Source organism: Burkholderia sp. 9120 (genome assembly GCF_000745015.1).
Taxonomy (GTDB): Bacteria; Pseudomonadota; Gammaproteobacteria; order Burkholderiales; family Burkholderiaceae; genus Paraburkholderia.
Genome location: NZ_JQNA01000002.1, coordinates 714,028 through 733,444, shown reverse-complemented (window position 1 = coordinate 733,444; position 19,417 = coordinate 714,028). Strand labels below are relative to the sequence as shown.

18 protein-coding genes, 1 pseudogene and 1 riboswitch are annotated in these 19,417 nt (G+C 61.9%); of the genes and pseudogenes, 15 read left to right on the top strand and 4 right to left on the bottom strand.

The features are described 5' to 3' along the window. Nucleotides 1-100 precede the first annotated feature (100 nt). The 4 genes from FA94_RS11535 (at nucleotide 101) to FA94_RS11520 (ending at nucleotide 4,772) form a co-directional block, all read left to right on the top strand. Nucleotides 101-580: a BCAL1086 family glycoprotein gene (locus FA94_RS11535; RefSeq protein WP_035551019.1), complete on the top strand. Its 480-nt coding sequence runs from the start codon at nucleotides 101-103 to the stop codon at nucleotides 578-580. Nucleotides 581-668: 88 nt separating this feature from the next. Beyond that, a complete protein-coding gene (locus tag FA94_RS11530) occupies nucleotides 669-1,148 on the top strand; it encodes an Rrf2 family transcriptional regulator (protein WP_035551017.1) in 480 nt (159 codons plus the stop codon). A gap of 132 nt (nucleotides 1,149-1,280) precedes the next feature. Further along, entirely contained in the window at nucleotides 1,281-1,928 is a 648-nt protein-coding gene (locus FA94_RS11525) for an NAD(P)-dependent oxidoreductase (protein ID WP_035551016.1), read from the top strand. Between the two features lie 183 nt (nucleotides 1,929-2,111). Further along, nucleotides 2,112-4,772 (top strand): mechanosensitive ion channel family protein, encoded by a 2,661-nt coding sequence (locus FA94_RS11520; protein WP_035551012.1) that lies wholly within the window; start codon nucleotides 2,112-2,114, stop codon nucleotides 4,770-4,772. Nucleotides 4,773-4,918: 146 nt separating this feature from the next. On the opposite strand, the gene FA94_RS11515 is transcribed toward FA94_RS11520, so the two are convergent. Next, the gene (locus tag FA94_RS11515) at nucleotides 4,919-5,485 is read right to left on the bottom strand and encodes a cysteine dioxygenase family protein (protein ID WP_035551009.1); all 567 of its coding nucleotides are present in this window, start codon (nucleotides 5,483-5,485) and stop codon (nucleotides 4,919-4,921) included. A gap of 137 nt (nucleotides 5,486-5,622) precedes the next feature. Between FA94_RS11515 and FA94_RS11510 the strand changes: the two genes are divergently transcribed. The 6 genes from FA94_RS11510 to FA94_RS11485 all read left to right on the top strand — a co-directional run bounded on the left by FA94_RS11510 (nucleotide 5,623) and on the right by FA94_RS11485 (nucleotide 12,426). After that, nucleotides 5,623-6,090 (top strand): Lrp/AsnC family transcriptional regulator, encoded by a 468-nt coding sequence (locus FA94_RS11510; RefSeq protein ID WP_035561876.1) that lies wholly within the window; start codon nucleotides 5,623-5,625, stop codon nucleotides 6,088-6,090. Between the two features lie 331 nt (nucleotides 6,091-6,421). Next, complete coding sequence (locus FA94_RS11505) at nucleotides 6,422-7,882, top strand: patatin-like phospholipase family protein (RefSeq protein ID WP_051980530.1); 1,461 nt, start codon at nucleotides 6,422-6,424, stop codon at nucleotides 7,880-7,882. Nucleotides 7,883-8,188: 306 nt separating this feature from the next. Continuing rightward, nucleotides 8,189-9,727: an efflux transporter outer membrane subunit gene (locus FA94_RS11500; RefSeq protein ID WP_035551006.1), complete on the top strand. Its 1,539-nt coding sequence runs from the start codon at nucleotides 8,189-8,191 to the stop codon at nucleotides 9,725-9,727. A 6-nt stretch (nucleotides 9,728-9,733) separates the two neighbouring features. After that, nucleotides 9,734-10,867 carry an HlyD family secretion protein gene (locus FA94_RS11495; protein WP_035551003.1) on the top strand — a complete coding sequence of 378 codons (1,134 nt, stop codon included), beginning with the start codon at nucleotides 9,734-9,736 and terminating at the stop codon, nucleotides 10,865-10,867. Beyond that, nucleotides 10,857-11,915: a DUF2955 domain-containing protein gene (locus tag FA94_RS11490; RefSeq protein WP_035551000.1), complete on the top strand. Its 1,059-nt coding sequence runs from the start codon at nucleotides 10,857-10,859 to the stop codon at nucleotides 11,913-11,915. The genes FA94_RS11495 and FA94_RS11490 overlap by 11 nt, the downstream gene beginning before the upstream one ends. A gap of 13 nt (nucleotides 11,916-11,928) precedes the next feature. Beyond that, entirely contained in the window at nucleotides 11,929-12,426 is a 498-nt protein-coding gene (locus tag FA94_RS11485) for a transporter suffix domain-containing protein (protein WP_035550997.1), read from the top strand. A gap of 433 nt (nucleotides 12,427-12,859) precedes the next feature. Here the strand turns inward: FA94_RS11485 and FA94_RS11480 are convergent, their stop codons facing one another. Beyond that, nucleotides 12,860-13,264: a DUF2471 domain-containing protein gene (locus tag FA94_RS11480; RefSeq protein ID WP_035550994.1), complete on the bottom strand. Its 405-nt coding sequence runs from the start codon at nucleotides 13,262-13,264 to the stop codon at nucleotides 12,860-12,862. A 38-nt stretch (nucleotides 13,265-13,302) separates the two neighbouring features. Continuing rightward, a complete protein-coding gene (locus tag FA94_RS11475; protein WP_035550990.1) occupies nucleotides 13,303-13,584 on the bottom strand; it encodes a CppA family protein in 282 nt (93 codons plus the stop codon). Between the two features lie 398 nt (nucleotides 13,585-13,982). Continuing rightward, nucleotides 13,983-14,066, top strand: a riboswitch (ZMP/ZTP riboswitch). A 155-nt stretch (nucleotides 14,067-14,221) separates the two neighbouring features. On the opposite strand from FA94_RS11475, the gene FA94_RS11470 reads away from it, so the two are divergent. Then, the gene (locus tag FA94_RS11470; protein WP_035550987.1) at nucleotides 14,222-15,073 is read left to right on the top strand and encodes a tetrahydrofolate dehydrogenase/cyclohydrolase catalytic domain-containing protein; all 852 of its coding nucleotides are present in this window, start codon (nucleotides 14,222-14,224) and stop codon (nucleotides 15,071-15,073) included. Between the two features lie 291 nt (nucleotides 15,074-15,364). Further along, the gene (locus FA94_RS11465) at nucleotides 15,365-16,324 is read left to right on the top strand and encodes a LysR family transcriptional regulator (RefSeq protein WP_035550985.1); all 960 of its coding nucleotides are present in this window, start codon (nucleotides 15,365-15,367) and stop codon (nucleotides 16,322-16,324) included. Here FA94_RS11465 and FA94_RS11460 read toward each other — a convergent pair. Continuing rightward, nucleotides 16,321-17,265, bottom strand: coding sequence for a cupin domain-containing protein (locus FA94_RS11460; RefSeq protein ID WP_035550982.1), 945 nt, complete (start codon nucleotides 17,263-17,265; stop codon nucleotides 16,321-16,323). The genes FA94_RS11465 and FA94_RS11460 overlap by 4 nt on opposite strands. 322 nt (nucleotides 17,266-17,587) lie before the next feature. On the opposite strand from FA94_RS11460, the gene FA94_RS11455 reads away from it, so the two are divergent. From FA94_RS11455 to FA94_RS11445, 3 genes and pseudogenes are all read left to right on the top strand, one after another. Continuing rightward, nucleotides 17,588-18,199, top strand: a complete 612-nt coding sequence (locus tag FA94_RS11455) for an alpha/beta fold hydrolase (protein ID WP_035550979.1) — start codon at nucleotides 17,588-17,590, stop codon at nucleotides 18,197-18,199. Nucleotides 18,200-18,787: 588 nt separating this feature from the next. Continuing rightward, nucleotides 18,788-19,127: pseudogene (locus tag FA94_RS11450) on the top strand (tlde1 domain-containing protein). Continuing rightward, nucleotides 19,124-19,405, top strand: a complete 282-nt coding sequence (locus tag FA94_RS11445; protein ID WP_035550977.1) for a hypothetical protein — start codon at nucleotides 19,124-19,126, stop codon at nucleotides 19,403-19,405. The pseudogene FA94_RS11450 and the gene FA94_RS11445 overlap by 4 nt, the downstream one beginning before the upstream one ends. The last annotated feature ends 12 nt before the right edge of the window (nucleotides 19,406-19,417 follow it).

The following is a 19,417-nucleotide window of genomic DNA, read 5'->3' as shown; positions in this document are numbered from 1 at the left end:
TGGCCGTTCGAATGCCGGCTAAGGCCGATATGCAGCGCGACGGCGTATCATTGGCGCGTTTTCGCTAGCGGAAGCCGCTCGACGCGGCTCACACTGAACCATGATTTCATTGCTCCATTCACCTTTGCTGCGCCGTGTCGCGGTGGTCCTCGTCGTATTCGGCGGGCTGGCTGCCTGTCAGAAGAATGACGCGTCGGCGGGACAGGTCGCCGGCACGCTCAATAACGCCGCGCAGGTCGCGAGTCAGAAGCTCGATCAGGCAGCCAGCTATGTCGGCCAGCAGGTCGACGCGACCAAAGACGCCGCCCAGCAGAACCTCGACTCGGCGGCCTCCGCGCCGACGATCAAGATCGACCCCGACGCGTTGGCGTCGACCGCGCAAGCGAATCTGCAGAACGCGGCGAGTTCGGCCAACGCGCAACTCGGCAAGGCCGCTTCGCTGACCGGCCAGGGCCTCGAAACCGCCGGGCGCAAGCTGCAGGAATGGTCGGCGCAAAGCTCGGCATCGGCGGCGAATGCGTCGGCTTCGGGATCGTCCTCGGGCGATTCGAGCGACGCGCAAAAGCAGATGGACAAGTGACGGACCCGCTTAACCGGGGCGCCCGTTTGACAGTCGGATTAAATGTAATTACCATGGTTGCACATTGTCGTCGCCGGGCAGGTTTGCTGTGAATACGAGTAGCCGGTTTGCATTTGCGGTACACGTGCTCGCGCTGCTGTCGTTGCAGGAGGGCGTGCCGCTCTCGTCGGACATGATCGCGGGCAGCGTCAACACGAATCCCGCGTTGATCCGGCGGCTGTTGTCCATGCTGGCCGAGGCGGGTCTCACCACCTCGCAGCTCGGCGCGGGCGGCGGCGCGCTACTCGCGCGGTCGCCGGAGCAGATCAGTTTGCTCGAGGTGTATCGCGCGGTGGACGACGCGCAATTATTCGCATTGCATCGCGAGGAGCCGAATCCGGCGTGCATGGTCGGGCGTCATATTCAAGGTGTGCTGCGTGGCATCATCGATGACGCGCAACTCGCCATGGAGGCATCGCTCGGCGCACGGACGCTGGCCGACGCCACGGCCGACGTAGTGCGGGCCGAGCGGCAGCAGGAACGCAAGCGGCGCGCGCATCACGCTGGCGGCGACGTCGCGAAGAAGTAGCAGAACGGGCGGGCGCATGGGCTGTCGACAAGACGCACGCGCCTGACAACCAACGGGGGCCTGGGCCCCTCTTTTTTCCGCATTATATGTAATCAACGTGGTTACATATAAGCCCATAACAGGAGCTTCGAAATGAGCAAGCAATTGAAGATCGCGTTGTTTGGCGCCACCGGCATGATCGGTTCGCGAATCGCCGCGGAAGCGGCCCGTCGCGGGCATCAGGTGACGGCGCTGGTGCGCAATCCGGCGCGTGTCCCGACCGACGTTGCGAATCTGACCGCGGTGCAGGCGGATGTGCTCGACGCGGCGAGCGTCGGCGCCGCGGTGCGGGGGCATGACGTGGTGGCGAGCGCGTATTCGCCGCCGCACGGCGAGGCCGCGGTGGTGAGCACGGCGACCCGGGCCCTGGTGGACGGCATGCGCGCGGCGGGCCTGAAGCGCCTCGTGGCGGTGGGCGGCGCGGGTTCGCTCGAAGTCGCGCCGGGCAAACAACTGGTCGATACGGAAGGTTTCCCGGACGCGTACAAAGCGGTCGCGCTCGCGCATCGCGACGTGCTGACGTACTACCGCGGCGTCACCGATCTCGACTGGACGTTCTTCGCGCCGGCCGCGCTGATCGCGCCGGGCGAGCGCACGGGCGCGTTCCGCACGGGCACGAACACGCTGCTGGCCGATGCGGAAGGCAATAGCCGCATTTCGGCGGAAGACTACGCAGTCGCCTTCGTCGACGAATTGGAGCAGGGCCGTTTCGTTCATCAGATCGCGACCGTGGCGTATTGAGCTTATCGAGCTTTTTGAGTTTGACGGCGGACAGAACCGGCCTTCCGGCGTAGGACGGGACCGCGCGCGGTGCGCCTGTGAAGGCGTCGGCGCGCAAGCGTCCTAACATTCGGTTACGCATGTTCGGTCGCGCCCGATAAAACTGCGGCTACACTGGCGTCTCCCGTTTTCTTACGGATTGCCATGCAGTCATGCCCATCGCGGCGTGAATCCGAGGCTGCGCCGTCCAACGGCGGGCAGCCGGCGATTCACGCCGTCTTTCATTCTTCTTCGCTTCGTGACGGACCCGGCATTCGCCGCGACCGTAGCGTCCCCGCGCGCTTTGCAGAGTGGTTCGGCGCGTGCTTCGGCATGTGGTTTGGCTCATGCGCAACTGCGATGTGCGCCGCGCTGATCCTGTGGGCCGGATCGCTGCCCGCCAACGCCTGGGCCGCCGGCGCCGTCTCCAGCACGCCGGTCATTCCCGCGTTGCAGAGCCTGATCAACAGCGCGACGGCGAACCCGCCCGCTGCGGCTTCGGGCGCTTCGGCGGCGGATGCCGCTTCCGCGCCGACCGCCGCAAGCCAGGCGGAACTGACGCGTTCGCTCGACAGCGTGATCGCCACGCTCGACAACGACCGCCAGCGCACCGCGCTCGTCACCCAGCTCAAGAAGCTGCGCGCCGTCTCGCAGAACGTCGCGCCGCCTGCGCCGGTTCAGCCGAGTCCCGGCTTGCTCGGCGCGATCGCGTCGGGGATCGCGTCGTTCGAATCCGACGTGCATCAGGGCCGCACGCCGGTGCGCTATTGGGGCGGTCGCTTTAACGCGGCCGGCAACGAGCTGTACACGATCGTTTCGGGCCAGGGCCAGGAAAGCTTCGGCCGCATTCTGTTCTCGATGCTCGCGATGCTGGCCGGCTGGGGCGCCTGTGCCGGCGCGCTGGTCTATGTGCAGCACCGGCTGTACCGGCGTTTCGGCATTCTCATGGGGCTCAACCCGAATCCCACCACGGGCGAGCTGCTGATCTTCGCGCTTCGCCGTGTCGGGCCGTGGATCGTCGCGTTTGTCGCCGCGCTGCTGTTTGTCCGCGCGATGCCCGATGCGCTCGGCCGAACGCTCGGCATGGTGGTCGCGTATGCGATCGTCGCGGGCGCGGTGTTTTCGGCGATCTGCCTGATCATGTTTTCGCTGTTCGGCTCGGGGCATCGGCGGGTGGCGGTGCGCCTGCTGATCGATCACGCGCGGCGCGTGCTGTTCCTGGTCGGCGTGTGCGGGGCGCTCGGCGATGCGGCCGTCAATTACGACGTCGCGCATCAGCTCGGTTCGAATCTCGCCGCGTTGATTTCGACGGCGGCCAATATGACGGCCGCGATTCTCACCGGCTATTTCGCGCTGGCGTTCCGTCGGCCGATTGCGCATCTGATCCGCAACCGGCCTTACGAGCAACGCAACGACCACAAGGCCGCGACCGATGCGTTCGATGTACTCGCCGCGCTCTGGCATGTGCCGGTGCTGGTGTTGTCCACGGCGTCGATAGTCGCCACGCTCGGCGGCTCGGGGTCCAGCGAGAACGTGCTGCAGATTTCGGTGGTGACCGCGCTGCTGCTGGTGCTGGCGTTTTTCCTGTCGGCCGTTGTGTTACGCATGACGCGTCCGCGCAGCGCGCGCTCCCGTCGCCGCTCGCCGTATCTGACGCGCTTGCTGCGGTTTTGCGGCACGCTGCTGACGCTCTTCATCTGGCTATTTTTCTTTGAACTCGCGGCGCGTTTGTGGGGTGTGTCGCTCGCGGAAGTGATCGAGGAAAACGTCGCCGCGCGCGGCATCGCGCATGCGGTGACGGCGATCATCGCCACGGTGTTCATCGCGTGGCTGCTGTGGATTCTGGTGGATACCGCGATCACCGAGGCGCTCAGTCCCGGCGGCTCGCGCAACAAGGGACGCGGTCCGAGCATGCGGGCTCGCACGATGCTGCCGCTCGTGCGCAACGTGCTGCTGGTGTCGATCATGACGGTCGCCGGCATCGTCACGGCGGCCAACCTCGGGATCAACGTCACGCCGCTGCTGGCCGGCGCCGGGGTGATCGGTCTCGCGATCGGCTTCGGCGCGCAGTCGCTCGTGACCGACCTGATCACGGGGCTGTTCATCATTATCGAAGATACGATTTCGGTCGGCGACTGGATCGACGTGGACGGCGGTCACGCGGGCACGGTCGAGCATCTGTCGATCCGGACCGTGCGCCTGCGCGACGGGCAGGGCGCGATCCACGCGATTCCGTTCTCGCAGATCAAGATCGTCAAGAACCTGTCGCGCGATTTCGCGTACGCGGTGTTCGAGGTGCGTATGTCGTTCTCCACCGACGTCGATCAGATCACGCAGTTGATTCGCGAAGTCGGCGCCGATCTGATGGCCGATTTCCGTTACCGCCGCGAGATGCTCGGGCCGATCGAGGTGTGGGGACTCGACCGTTTCGATCCGAACTGGATGGTCGTGAAAGGGCAGATCAAGACGCGGCCGCTGCAGCAATGGAGTGTGGCGCGCGCATTCAATCTGCGGCTCAAACGCAAGATGGACGAAGCCGGTATTGAGATTCCGGTGCCGCAGATGCGCGTGTACACGTCGTCGAAGGATAGCGAAGGGCAGCCTTTGCAGGACGATGAGATGTCCGGATTCGTGCCGCATGGGCATGCGCATGCGGAGACGGGCTCAGGGTCGGCTTCAGGTTCGGCGGCGCGAGGTGTGCATGCGCCGTTGGCGGTGGCGCGTGACGTGTCGCACGAACCGCGTCCGGCACCGCCGCCGACCGGCCAGACCGCGCCGATCCCGCCGCAGATTCCTACGGCCGGCGAAGCGGGCGGGAAGAGTTGAGAGACGTTGCCGCGGATTGGGCCGACGGCGGTTGATACGCCGGCCGGTGACGTGTTCGACCGGCTGACGCGTTGCTGTCTTGTGCCGCAGTGAAAGTGTCCCGCTGCAGCGAGGTCAGGTCAGCACGTACGTCTAACGATCGATTGTCAGACCAGCGCCGGTGCATCGGCCGTGCGGACGATGTCATTAACGTGCGTCGAAATCTGCGCGCCCGCGACGCCGTACACATGCAGCGAAACGGCCGCCGCATCGCTGCGATTGCCCAACTGATGAATCCCGCCGCGGCCGCCGCGCACGAACGACACCGCGCCTTGCTTGCGCGCTTGCGTACGCGTCGCGCTGGCGCAATGCTGTTCGCCGTTCCATTCAAATACCGTTTCGCTCAGCGTGCCGTCCAGCACCGCATAGCCGCACCACGTGTGGTGCGCGTGGACGGGGCTCGCCTGTTGCGGTAGCCACACCAGCGCGGCGATCGCATAGCGGCCGTGCGGATCGGCGGCCAGCAGATGACGGCGGTAGTTTTCCGCCGCGCCTTCGCGTTGCGCCGAGGTCAGCAAGTCTGGGTGGGCGGCGGCATCAGCGAGCGCGATGCGCATGCTGCGCGCGAAGAACGTGGAATCCGACGGCTCGGGGAATGTCGCGCAGGCCTCGAAGATCGCGTCGAGCGCATCGCACAGACGGGCGAGGGGGGCGGTACGAAGGGCTTGGCTCATGATCGTTGCGCAGCCGGGCGGCTGTCTGGGAGTTATTTTCGATAGCGACATTTATACCCGTTTGCTCGGAGAAAGAGTTTCCATATAATTCCCCTCGGAGTCTCAAAAGTAGAATAATTTCCTATGGGGGTGTCATGATGGGAATGGATATCATCGACCGGAAGCTGTTGGAGCTGTTGCAGGAGGATGCGACGATGCCGATCGCCGAGCTGGCGCAGCGCGTGAATCTGTCGCAAACACCTTGCTGGAAGCGGCTGCAGCGCCTGAAAGAGGCCGGCGTGATTCGCGCGCAGGTGGCGCTATGCGATGCGCGCAAGCTCGGGGTGGGCACGACGGTGTTCGTCGCGGTGCGCACGAATCAGCACACGGAGGAGTGGGCGCAGACCTTCACGCGCGCGGTGCAGCAGATACCGGAGGTGGTGGAGGTTTATCGGATGAGCGGGGAAACCGATTATCTGCTGCGGGTCGTGGTGTCGGATATCGACGACTATGACCGGGTTTATAAGCTGCTTATTGCCGCCGTGCCGCTTTATGACGTGAGTTCGAGTTTTGCGATGGAGCAGATCAAGTATTCGACGGCGCTGCCGGTGAGGTATCCGGCGTAATACAGGCCGGACAGGCCTGAGCGGCCAGACGTTCCACGTCGCGCATGACCCGCTCGATCCAGAAGCGTAGTGTGATGCGCGCATCGTTGGCCGAACTTGGCGCACGGCAGCGGCAGGAATCGACCGGTTGAATCCAGGGCCCAATCCGGTCGCTCATCGACAAGACTTTAAGTTGCGTATTTCGGTAGGCCTGCATATACACTGTCAAGGCATGCCAGGCAAAAGGAAAACAGCAAAGCCTCATCAGTCAACGCCTCGCCAGCGGCTCGGCGGTCCGGACCTCACGTCCCCTGCGTAACCCCCGTTTTTGCAATCGCATCGGAACACAGACATGTCTTCCATCAGGATAGCTCTGTCACTGATCGCTTCGTTGCTGCTAGGGGCCTGCGCAACGCGCCCCGTCAACCCGCCAATGGTTCAATACGAGTCACGTCAGGCAATGCAGTTCCAGAAGTTGGAACGTAACCGGGGCGACCCGCAAGACCTGGTCGTTCTCGCCTTTTCAGGCGGTGGCACGCGCGCAGCGGCATTCTCTTACGGCGTGCTTGAAGCACTGCGGCGCACCGAAATAGTCAGTAAGTCGGGCGAAAGAACACGTCTGCTCGATTCAGTCGACGTGATCACCGGCGTGTCGGGCGGCAGTTTTACCGCATTGGCTTACGGCCTGTATGGCGAGAAACTGTTCGACATATACGAGAGCAGCTTCCTTAAGCGCAACGTGCAGCGCGAACTGGTGTCCCGAATCCTCAACCCGTTGAACTGGCCCGCGTTGTCGTCGAAAGGCTGGGGGCGGTCCGATCTTGCCGCGGAGCTTTACGACGAAATCCTGTTCAAAGGTGCCACCTTCGACGATCTCAACCGCGCCAACGGCCCGACGATTGCCGTCAGTGCCACGGAGCTTTCGACCGGATCGCGACTGGTCTTTCTCCAGCAAACCTTCGACGTCATGTGCGCGGAACTGGGGCCGTTCAGGTTGTCACGCGCCGCTGCTGCATCGTCGGCCGTGCCGGTCGTGCTTTCGCCAATCACTATCAATAACTACGGCGGCACTTGCGGTTACCACGAACCGGACTGGGTTCGTCAATTTACGGACACCTACAAGCCGCCACGGCCGGCCGGGAGGGTCCTCAAACGCCTGCAGGAATTACGGGAGTTCGGCGACGCCGAAAAAGATCCCTATTTCCATCTTGTGGACGGCGGCGTCTCCGATAACCTGGGGTTGCGCGGAGTGCTGGATTTCATCGAAACGTTTGAGGCGTTGCGAGCAGCGGGCAAACCCACTCCGATTGATAACGTGCGGCGATTTATCATCTTCGTTGTGAACTCGGTTTCCTCTCCGAGCAATCAATGGAACACGTCCGAGGACCCGCCCGGAAGCCTGGATATTCTGACCAAAGCGGCGGGGGTACCGATCGACCGCTATTCCGGCGAATCGGTGGAATTGCTCAAAGACATTAACGCCCGATGGACAGCCTTACGCGAACTCCGCGACTCGGCCGCGTTCGCCAATAGCAAGGATCCCATGCCCACCTATGTCGCAAACGCACCCAACGCCGATATGTATGTGATCGATGTGTCGTTCGGGGCGTTGAAGGACAGGGCCGAATATGACTACCTCAATCAGCTGCCGACGTCATTTCATTTGCCAGACGAGGCAGTCGACCGCCTTCGTGCCGCAGCCGGAAGGCTCATCATCGATTCGCCGGAATTCCAGCAGATGTTGAAAGATGCCGGAGCCCGGGTTGCCAATGAGCCTGTTAGCCCAACCCCGGTAGAGCGGGCAGCGAAGTAGCCGCCAATCCCGTTCGACTCGAAGCTGACCTCTGTGTGCCTAAAGCACCCACTCGTTAGACGATTCAAGGAACGTTGCCTCAGCGCACTTGAAATTGAGCGATCGCCGTGCGCGGGTGCTTGTTGTGTCGAGTCGCGTTCTGCAGTGCACATTAAAGTTCGCTCCTCCGGGGACCTGTCTTGCAGTAAAGGGGTACACCGTGTAAAACACGAAACGTTGCGCTCTGAAGTTCGATGACTCATCGCGATCAGTGGCGGCTACCACAGCCAGTGTTGCGGTCAGCATAACTGGTTGTGCGAGATAACCATGTCACCCTTCACTCGTCCGGATCGGTTACTGCTGATCGGCGCACTGTGCCTCAACGGCTGTGCACGCGTCGGGCCGGACTTCCACACGCAGCGCGAGTCCTGGGTCGAACACTGGAGCACCCCGGCTCTCGAGCAGGCCAGCGAGGTACGCTCACAACCTGACGCCCGGCAGTGGTGGCAGGTATTCGCGGATCCGTCGCTCGAACAGCTGATCCTTGAAGCGGATACTCATAACGCGGACGTGCAGATTGCCGGCCTGCGCGTGATGGAGGCCCGTGCCCAACTGGGCATCGCCCAGAGTGGACGTTACCCGCAAGTGCAGGTGGCCAGCGCCGACGCTCAATACCGGGATCGCAGGCAGTCGGTCGACCAGAATCCTCGGAGCCGCTTCTGGCAATACAGCGCGGGGCTCGACATCGGTTGGGAACTGGATTTCTGGGGGCGCTTCGGCCGCGCCATCGAATCGGCCGACGCAGCCTGGTTTGCCGCCAACGCAAATCGTGAAGATGTGCTGGTGTTGATGCACGCGCAACTGGCGCAGAGTTACTACGCGCTGCGAACCGCCGAGGCGCGCCTGCACATCGCTCGCGACAACGCCCGACTGCAAAAGCGCAGCTATGAGATCACCGAACGGCTGTTCAGGAGCGGCGAGAGCGACGAGCTCGATTTTCAGCAGGCCAAAACGCAGTACTTGAGCACGCTGAGCAGCATTCCCGACTTTGAAAGCCAGATAATGCGTGCCCGCAATGCCCTGGCTGTTCTGGTCGGCCGTCCTCCCGGTCCGCTGCCGGAACTGCAGGATACGGCGGGAAAGGACGGCGTCATTCCGCTTATAGACCGCGCGGTGCTGCAAGATGTGCCTGCCAACCTGCTGCAGCGCCGTCCGGACATCCGCGCCGCCGAACAGCAGATTGCGGCTCAATCCGCGCAAGTCGGCGTCGCCGAAGCCGATCTCTATCCATCGGTGACCCTGCTGGGCAGCATCGTCTGGTCCGCTGGCTCGGTGACGGGCGTGCCAAACGGCCTAGACCTGATCGGCGGTCCGAGTCTGCGCTGGAACGTGTTCGACCATGGTGCCATCAAGAACAACGTGCGCGTCCAGGACGCCCGCTTGCAACAGCTGATCGTCGCGTATCAGGACGATGTGCGCGAAGCGGCACGCGAGGCCGACGATGCCGCGACCGACCTGACGAACGCACTGGAGCGCGAGGTTATCCTCCGCGACGCTGCGCTGGCCGCGAAGCGCTCGCTGGCGCTAGCCAACACCCTCTACCGGGAAGGCTACTCGGACTTTCAGCGGGTGCTGGACGCCCAGCGCGCGCTATCCGCCCAGCAGGACGCCTATCTGCTCAACCGCAGCAGCGCCGTGAGCGACCTGATTGCCCTCTACAAGGCACTGGGCGGCGGCTGGTACAGCGAACAACCGCTTATCGACCCGGCCACTCGCCAACAGATGCAAAAGCGCACCGACTGGGGGGCGCTCATGGATGGGCCGGTCCCACCGACTGCCGACTCCACCGTTCCCGTGAAGAGGTAAGGTCCGATGAGTGAGACGCCGCCCTCTGCCGCTGCCCGTCCGCCGCCAGCGCCAGCACCCGCGCCCGCTGCCGACCCGTCGAAAAAAGGAATCAGGTGGGTTGTCGGGTTGATCGTCCTGAGCCTGGTCTGGTACCTGTTGGCCGACCGGCTCACGCCGTACACCCAGCAGGCGCGGGTACAAGCCTTCGTTGTGCCGATAGCGTCGGAAGTAGCGGGGCGGGTAACCCGGGTGTACGTAAAAAACAATCAGGACGTCAAAGCGGGTGCCGTCCTCTTTGAGGTCGATCCGGAGCACTACAGGATCGCCGTGGATCGTGCCCGCGCCGACCTCGAGTCGGTGCGTCGACAGATCGGCGCCAGCACAGCCGGCATCGATTCCGCCCAGGCCTCTTTGCGTGCGGCGCAAGCCGGCGAACTCAGGGCGCGCCAGGATAGCGAACGCCTCGAACGCCTGTACCGTGAAGATCAGGGCACTATTTCGCAGCGGCGCCTGGAGCTGGCGCGCGCCAGTCTCGAACAGGCTGTCAGTCAGGTCGCCGCAGCCCGAGCCGAGGTGCAACGCGCGCGCGAACAGGAAGGCGGCAGCGAGGACGACAACGCCAGGTTCCGTAGCGCCGCTACCGGCCTGGAGAAGGCCGAACTCGATCTGGCCAGCACCCAGGTGCGAGCGCGCTCGTCAGGCCTGGTCACCGATCTGCGCACCGATGCGGGCCAGTTTGCCGCTGCCGGTAGCCCGGTCATGACGCTCATCGCTATCCACGATATGTGGATTAGTGCGGAAATGACGGAGAACAACCTGGGCCATGTGGAGCCAGGCACACCGGTTGCCATTGCCCTGGACGCCTTGCCGGGCGAGATATTCGAAGGGCGTGTGCGCAGCGTGGGCTACGGCGTCAATGTCGGCCCGAGCACACCGCCCGGTAGCCTGCCGACGGTACAGAACAGTCGCGACTGGCTGCGCCCGACCCAGCGCTTCCCGGTGGTCGTCGAATTTTTGCCGGGCGAGTTGGCCGCCATGAGAGGCGTGCGGGTTGGCGGCCAGGCCGAAGTCATGGCGTTTCCCATTCAAGGCAGTCCGCTCAATCTGCCCGGCCGCCTGTTCCTTCGCCTGATGAGCTGGCTCTCCTATGTCTACTGACACCGCTACGCGCAATAGGCGCGAGCCCCGCACCCAGCGTTCGATGCGACTGGCGAGCGGCATCGCGCTGTGCCTCGCTATCAGTTATGGTCTGAATCTGCCGATTCCGTTTATCGCGCCGGTGCTCGCGGTGTTTCTTGGTGCCACGCTCAATCGGCCCCTGTCGATCAAGGCCACGCTGGGCCTGACGCTGATGATGACATTGACCACCGGCAGCGGTCTGCTGCTCGTCCCTTTGCTGCGCTACTTTCCATTCTGCGGCGTACTGCTGGTCGGCTTGTGCCTCTTCCTGGCCTTTCGCTTCGACCTGCGTGGTGGCAACAAACTGGTCACGACCTTCGCTGTCATTGGCCTCACCATGATTTCGTCGGCCGGCACCGCTGATTACGGGCTGGCCATGCTGGTCATCGGCGCCCTGGTCAAGGGACTCCTCGTTGCCGTGCTGGTGCATGCCTTAAGTCATTGGCTGTTTCCCGAATGCTCCCCTGCGCAAACGCCCGCTGTTGCCGCGCGCCTGGCGGACAACGAGACGAGCCGGCTGGCACTACGCGCTGCCCTGGTGGTACTGCCCACCTTCCTGTTGGCATTGACCAATCCCGCCGGCTATCTGCCGATCATCCTGGCGGCCGTCAGTCTCGCCCGACAGAGCTGCACGACTACGGCTCGCGGTGCTGCCCGCGAGCTGCTCGGCTCCACCCTGCTCGGCGGCGCACTGGCAATTCTGTTCTGGTGCGCGCTCAGTCTGTTTGTGCATCTGTGGATGTTCTTTCTATGGATGCTGCTATTCGGCTTACTGCTCGCGCGCAAGCTCTACACCCTCAGCCCGACGCGATTCCCACCAGGCTTCTGGCTGAACACCCTCGTCACCCTGAACATTCTGCTTGGCCAGTCGGTGCAGGACAGCGCCCTCGGCAAGGACGTCTATACCGCGTTCGCGGTGCGCATGGGGCTTTTTATCGCCGTCTCTCTTTATGCCTGCCTGGTGCTGCAACTTCTCGATCGACCACACCGCATACCGCGGCAATCTGGGGCTTTCAAGTCGCCGTAAAGGAGAAAGGATCATGACTTCGTTAGACATCAAAGCCGACGTACCGCCCGCGAGCGGATGGCGTTTCAAACTTGGGATAGGCATCTTCGTGTCCGCTTTCGCGTTGTGGCTGATCGTGCCGATCGCCGCTTCTCTGGGCGCGCCCGGAACAACCATTGCCGCACTGACGGGCACTATTTTCGTCGCGAACAAGGTTCTGCTTGTGACCTGTATCGCGGTGATGGGTAAGCCCGGTTTTCAACGGCTCAAGGCGACCGTGATGGGCCAGGCAAAACGTCTGGCGCCTACCAGGACTGTCGGGCCTGTCCGCCACGTGATCGGGCTGGTGATGTTCTGCCTGCCACTCGTTTCGGCAATGCTTGAAACCTATATCGACACGATCTGGCCAGGTCTAAGACCGAACATCTGGCAGGTTCAGGCGCTCGGCGATCTTATGCTGGTAGCCAGCTTCTTCGTGCTCGGCGGTGACTTCTGGAACAAGATTCACGCACTTTTCGTTCGCACGGTTTAAGTGGGCAGGAGAGGAAGATAGCTTGTCACGCCAGGCCGACCGCTGCGTGACGTCGATCGGCCGCACGCAACGTAAGATGCAAGTCAATCGCCTACCGCGTAAGCATGGGACACGATCAGAATGCGACGCTTTTGGATTGTCAACGGTCCTGGCGCTACGGCCAAATGGCCGATTGCCGACGGCTGGATGGTGGCGTCCAGGCCTAAACAGCGGTGCCATCTGGGTGCCCCGCAGGTGGATTTTGCGGCGACTCATTTGATCTTAAAGGAGTTTCTGACGGGCTCGATCTGATCAAGTATTCGACGGCGTTGCCGGTGAGGTATACGGCGTGACCGCCGCCTGGCGGGGAATGCTTTGCGCGGCGGCGCGCCGGCTGAACCCTCGACCTCAACAGCCGATTCAGCCGAGCACCCCCGTACCCGCCGTCGACGCCTTACTCCGCAGTCACCGCATCCGCCGTCTCGGCCTGCACCATGGCTCGCACGATCAGATAAACCGTGGGCAGGTCGTCATCATCAAGCCGCCAGTCGACGGGCTCGTCGAGATCCGCGCCCGACAGGCGACTGTCGCCGAATCGTAGAAACATCGAACGGACTGTCTCATTGTGCCTGGCCACGAAGCCGCGATTTTCGAAGACCAGTTCATCGATCGTCTGCAGCGTGCGCCAGGTCGGCGATTGCGCGCTACTTGAGTAACGGCGCCGGCCGCTGTCGATATGACGACCGGCGGTCGTTGCCATGATCTGCTGGAGGTCTAGCGAGGCGCTTCGAAGCGCACGTTCGAGGGCGACAGAGTTGATTTGACCGGCATCCGAATCGAGGTCAGTGGCGTTGATCATGCAGGTATCTTCCTTGGGGCTCGGGTCAACGGGCAGCTTCAAAGGCGCTGCTTCAAAGGCGCCTGAGTTCGCTGCGCCAGCAACAGGCGGATCTGGGCGAGATGACTGTCCCCGACCGTGCAATCTCCAACGGGTTGGCTGTGCTGCCGCGGCGCCGGTGGACGCACGCCGAGATAGCGGCACACCGCGGACAGATACGGCTTGCCGCTGCCGCCTAGATCTCGCGCAGCAGCCGCTACGCGGACGTCCCCGACATGCTTGCACAACCAGGCAAGCGTTTCGCGATCACCGTCGTTCAAGATGCGTATAAGGTAGGTCATGGCCTGATCCTGTATGGGCATACACCTGTAAATTTATACAGTATTTAACCGGGATGCAAGTCGAAAGTTGGACCTATCAGAGAGAGGGGGAAACTGTTCCTGCCTCGGGGTAGCGATTCTCCGGATGCCGACCCCCGGCATCGGCCGCTTTTTCCCATGGTGTCGGGCACGCCGCGCTGACAGCACACTTTCCCGTCAGGAACCCTTCGTGAGGAATGACCGATGGAGGAAATGCCGGAGAGCCCATCCGCGATGTGCAAGCGCTGCCTCGAGCAGGGCCGATGAGTCGTTTCCAATGTCGGCGAAGTCTGGGCGGACTCGCCGGAAGCAACTGCTCCTGGCATAGAGACGTATGTAGCGCGCCGGTTTGCGTAGCCACAAAAAAACCGACTAAGATAGCGCTTCTACGTGACTGGCGAGCAATAGATGGGTCACCATCGGGAAGCGTAGACGGTAGAACGCCGTTCGCCTGGGCATCTTGATTAATCTCTTTGAGACTGCCCATGATGATTGCCCAAATCCATTCTCTGCCCACGCGGCTCGCGCTTAATCAATCGCGCTCCCAATTACACGCGCTTTGCCCTGTTCAGTATTTGAGCCTTGCCGGTTCCAGATTGGCCACGCAAGGGGAAAACGCATGAGCATACTTCTCGACGGTAAAGCAGTAGCGGCGTTGCACGAGCGGGAATTGTCCGAACACGTTGCGGCCCTCAAGGCAAGAAATGGCGGGCAGACACCCATACTGGCCACGATCCTTGTAGGAGACGATCCTTCGTCCGCGACCTACGTCAGCATGAAGGGCGGTGCATGCCGGAGAGTCGGTATGGACTCGATCGTGATTAAGTTGCCTGCGAGCGCAACGACGGATGACGTGCTTTCCGCGATAAACAGGCTCAATGCCAACCCGGCGGTGCATGGCATTCTGCTTCAGCACCCGGTGCCTGCACATGTGGACGAACGCCTCTGCTTCGACAGAATATCCCTCTCCAAGGATGTTGATGGCGTCACCAGCCACGGCTTTGGCTTGATGGCGTTAGGCGAACCCGCATTCGGGTCCGCAACGCCCGCCGGAATCATGCGCTTGCTGGCTCATTACAAGATCGATGTATCTGGCAAGCGGGCCGTGGTCGTAGGGCGCAGTCCCATTCTCGGGAAACCGATGGCGCTTATGCTATCGAATGCGAACGCGACGGTCACGCTATGCCATTCGAAGACGTCAAATCTTGAAGCGGAAATTCGACGTGCCCAACTCATCGTCGGCGCGGTAGGAAAGCCGAACTTCATTCGTAGCGACTGGATTAGCGACGGAGCAATTGTTATCGATGCTGGTTACCATACCGGAGGCATAGGTGACATCCATCCCGATGGTCTGATGGGTCGATGCGCGGCGGTGACGCCGGTTCCGGGAGGGGTGGGGCCGATGACGATTTCAACGCTTATCGCCCAAACCCTCAGTGCCGCGGAACGCGTGTGGTCAACCATCCAATAAGTTTCCGCTGCCGACAACGTTGACGGGCCGCTGCGGGTCGACAAGGGAAGTTCGTCGCAAGCTCTGGCAACCGCCTGACGAGCGCTGGCCGAACTTCTCCTATGGCTTTGACGCTGTGATCAACGCCTCTTCACGTTAGCAGCGCGGTACAAGTACACTACCGGCCTAAGCAAATCCGGATTATCCAGTTCGCGCGCATGCACCGAATTTTCGCGGGCAGCGCGTTGCGCGGGTTCCGGTCCTCACTTCGTGAAGTCCCTTGCGGAACGCTCGATTCGCGTCAGAAATGCCATGGATTATTTTGCCGCAGTACGGGCCTTCGTTTGCGCAGCGGAACTGCAGAGCTTCAGCAAGACGGCCGTTGAAATGGCAGTCAAGACGTCGACCATTTCACGCTACGTGAGTGCGCTAGAAAACGATCTGGGCATTGCCCTGTTTAACCGGTCGACGCGCGGGCTCGTCCTGACGGAGGGCGGTAGGCTGTTTCGTGAGCACGCCATGGTTGCCCTACAGGCGCTCGATGACGCGCGGCAGGTCACGTCGTCACTGAATCTCACACCGCAAGGCGTGCTGCGCGTCACGATGCCCCCGGCATTCGGGCGCCGGCATATCGTGCCGCACCTGCCGGCGTTCATGACGCGCTATCCCGACATCGACCTCGATATCGTATCGACCGACGAAACGCTCAATATGATCGAAGTCGGCATTGATCTGGCGATCCGTATCGGTGCGCTGTCCGATTCGTCGTTGATGGCGAAACGCATTGCTCCGCATCGTCGTATCGTGTGCGGCAGCCCGGCGTATTTGCAGCGTAGCGGCACGCCGAATGTCCCTGAAGATCTGTCCGCGCACGATACGCTTCGTCTGTCGCTGTTACCGGACGACACCTGGTCGTTCACGCGCAGAGCCAATGCAAAGAGGTCGTCAGAGCAGACGCAAGTGCCGGTGCAATTGCAGGGGCGCTTGCGCGCAGACGACTCCGAAGCTGTGCTGGAACTCGCCGTGGCCGGCTGCGGCCTTGCGCTTCTACCGACGTGGCTCGCGTCCACGGCTCTGCGCGAAGGGCGTCTGCTGCACGTGCTGCCTGAATGGGAAGCGCGCACGGGACGCGCCGAACCCGCGATCTGGGCAGTCTATCCACCGAAGAAAATCGTCTCGTCGAAGGTGCGTGCGTTCGTGGCTTATTACGCCGGGGTGATTGGCGAGCCGCCGTACTGGGACGACGGACTCGCACTGGAGCTTCAGACTTAACGCGCGAAGCGGATGTCGAGCGTGCGCAGCCATGTCTGCAAGCCGGCATCCTGGATCGGAATCACATAGGCGCTTTCATCTGTTTCATTGAAGTGCGCGTGCCAGTAGCCCGGCGGCGTAACGAATGCCATCCCGGCTTCCCAATCGACGCGTGTCGGATTGGCAATGTTGCCGTTCTCATCCAGTTCCGTGCCGACCAGCGTGTAGACGCCTGGATTGCCACCGGCGATGAAGTCGAGCGCGATGGACTGGTGGCGGTGCGGCTTCTGCACGGAGTGGGGCGGCACGATACCGAACATCGCCCACAATACATGCGTGACCGTACGCGTCTGCGGGAAATTGACGTTGCCCATCAGCACGCTGATGCGGTTGCGGAGCCCCGCGTTGGCTTCTTCCGAGACCTTGCGCAATTCCGCCTGGGTCTGGGCGGCGGGGTAGAGCGTTGGGGCAAAGCGCGGCTGGACGCCCGTTGTACCGAGATAGGTGAGCAGCGGAGCGTCGTTCACGTAATAGAGCGTGGCGGTCGCGTCGGCGGTGAACACTGCAGTGTCGCCGCCAGGCAGCGTGAAGAAATCGCCCTGCGCGAACGGAAAGCGGCTCTCGCCCTGGGCCACGCTGCCGCTTCCGCTGATGACGTAGCAGACCTGGGAGGTCGCATTCGGCGCGAGCGTCAATGCCTCTGCCGCGTTGATGCGCAGGAAACTGGCGCTCAACCCGGGACCCGTCGCGGGACCGGGGCAGCCCAAATCAGCGGAAAGATCGAGTGGGACGATGCGGGTCGCGCCGTCCGCGTAGAGCGAAGGCTGGAAGCTGCGGAAAGGCACGCGCGAAATGAGCTTCGCGCCGATCGGATTGGCGGACGACGTGTATTCGAAGTATTGCGCGTCCGCAGTGGCGGCAGCGAGTTCGGCGGGAGGCGTCGGGGACGTTCTTGTCAACATAGTCAGCTCCTGTTGAATGGGGATGCTTCGTGCGGGCCTCTGAAGTTGGGGCTGGCGTCCGAAAGCTGAGCTGACTATAGGTGTGGAGCGCCGGCCTCAGAAGTGCCGGATATCGAAATCACCTTTGCACAAAAGGGCACGCTGTGGGTCCGCTTCGGGAGAGCCGCTGGCTGTTCGTGGTCGGCCACGGTTTGCTCGGGCACATTCGGCGGACGGAGTCCGGCTCGCCATTTGTGGCCGTTGGACTGTTGCCGGAAGTTTTTTGCGACCATCGGCGTATTCTCGCCGCTACACACCAATCCGGACATTGGAGAAACAACGCGTGCCAACACCATCGAAACTGCTCTTCCTGCCAGGCGCTTCGGGCAATACCGAGTTCTGGCGGCCGTTGGCGAATCAGCTAACTATTAGCGGCTCCAAGGTCATCCTGGGCTATCCGGGATTTGGCCAGGAGCCTTCCGTTCCAGACGTCAATAATTTTGACGACCTCGTCCGAACGGTGGTGTCCCACATTGACCAGCCGACCGCTTTAATCGCTCAATCGATGGGCGGGGTCATCGCTGTTCTGGCAGCATTGGAAAAGCCGGAGAGGGTCACTCATCTGGTTCTGACAGTCACGTCCGGCGGGATCGACATGAATGGATTAGGTGCACGGGATTGGCGCCACGGATTCGTTGGGGCCAACTCATCGCTGCCGGATTGGTTTGTGTCTTTCAAGTCGGATTTAACGCCTGAACTGCGAGGCATTTCTCAACCGGTTCTTTTACTCTGGGGAGATGCGGATCCGTTCAGTCCGGTCGCAGTCGGCCAGCGACTTTTTGAATTGTTGCCGGATGCGCGGTTGCATGTGGTCTCTGGTGGCAATCATGATCTGGCGAATGTTCATGCACAACAACTTGCGCCGATGGTTGACGCGCACTTGTTGCGGACATGAGGCGGGAGTTGCCGGGCGTCCGCTTTGCAAATAGGCCAATGGCAGAGATGGGCCGGCTACGGAATTTCAATGCGGCGACCGTCCCCGGAACGTATGGTCTAACCGATCACCGGCAATCAGTGTTAGTGGTTGTGCCGTATTGGGTCGACGTGCAGTGGACCTGCTTCATCTGTCGAGCCTGCATTGATGCGCCGAAAGCCGCGTAGGCGGAATTGCGAGAATCATGCGCCGAAGTTCCACCCGCAATCAGTGTCGATACCCGATCAGTCTGAATTGAGGCGGCGTTATCGGGTTGGCGCTGCATAGCCTGACAATAGTGGCCAACACGCTCATGCACGTCGCTCATTCGCGCAAAGTGTGGTTCGATCGCTGCACACCATCCCGAGTACCACACTGAATCACGGTTTCCACGATTCAGCGCGGCGTATTCGCTGCCAGCCGCGGCCGCGTTGTCATTGTTTCTCCCTCAGCTTCGGGGAAGCCTAGCAGGCCAGTGTGCTTCCCAAACGTGGGTTCCGTTGATAGCGTTTTGCCAGGCCAGTAGTCGCGCGTAAAAAACGTCAACAGCTTATCGATCGGAAAAACAAAATGCCCGCCGTTTGCTTCTTCACGCTTAACTCGCAGCACATGTCGAGTTTGTTTTGCCCGGGTTTTGGCGGAGTGCCAGCCTTCTCCGGTACTGATAGGTATGTTAACGATCCCAATGCGACTGCTGTGGCTGAAAAAGGTCCGCTTCCTATGGGAACTTACTATATCGTTGATCGCCCAAGCGGTGGACGTCCTGGCAGTCTGGGGGAAGAGCGATGGTTGTATAACGCTGCCGAATCCCGAAATTTTTAATCGGCTTCGCGTATGGCTCAAACAGCAAAAGACCGGCAAGATTCCCGGCACGCAAACGAACTACTACGGCAAGGTCATCGTTAGATGAAAAGAACATTCGTTTCCGTCGCGCTGGCTTTGATATTGACGCTGCCGATATCCATCGCCATTGGTCGAAGCCCCTGGTTCAGCCAGTGGCTTGCGAGCGGCGCGGGGTGGGACGCGTTTGCCCCGTTACTGCGCCTGTGTGGAGCGGTCGGCATTGAGGATGACGAGAACATCGTCATTGACGTCATTCTGCTTGTCAGCTTCGCGCTGTCGCTGATTCTGGTGTGGTTTGCACGTCGCCTGATTGGACGATACAAGGACATGTGGGCGAACACGTGAGGCAGCCGTCGT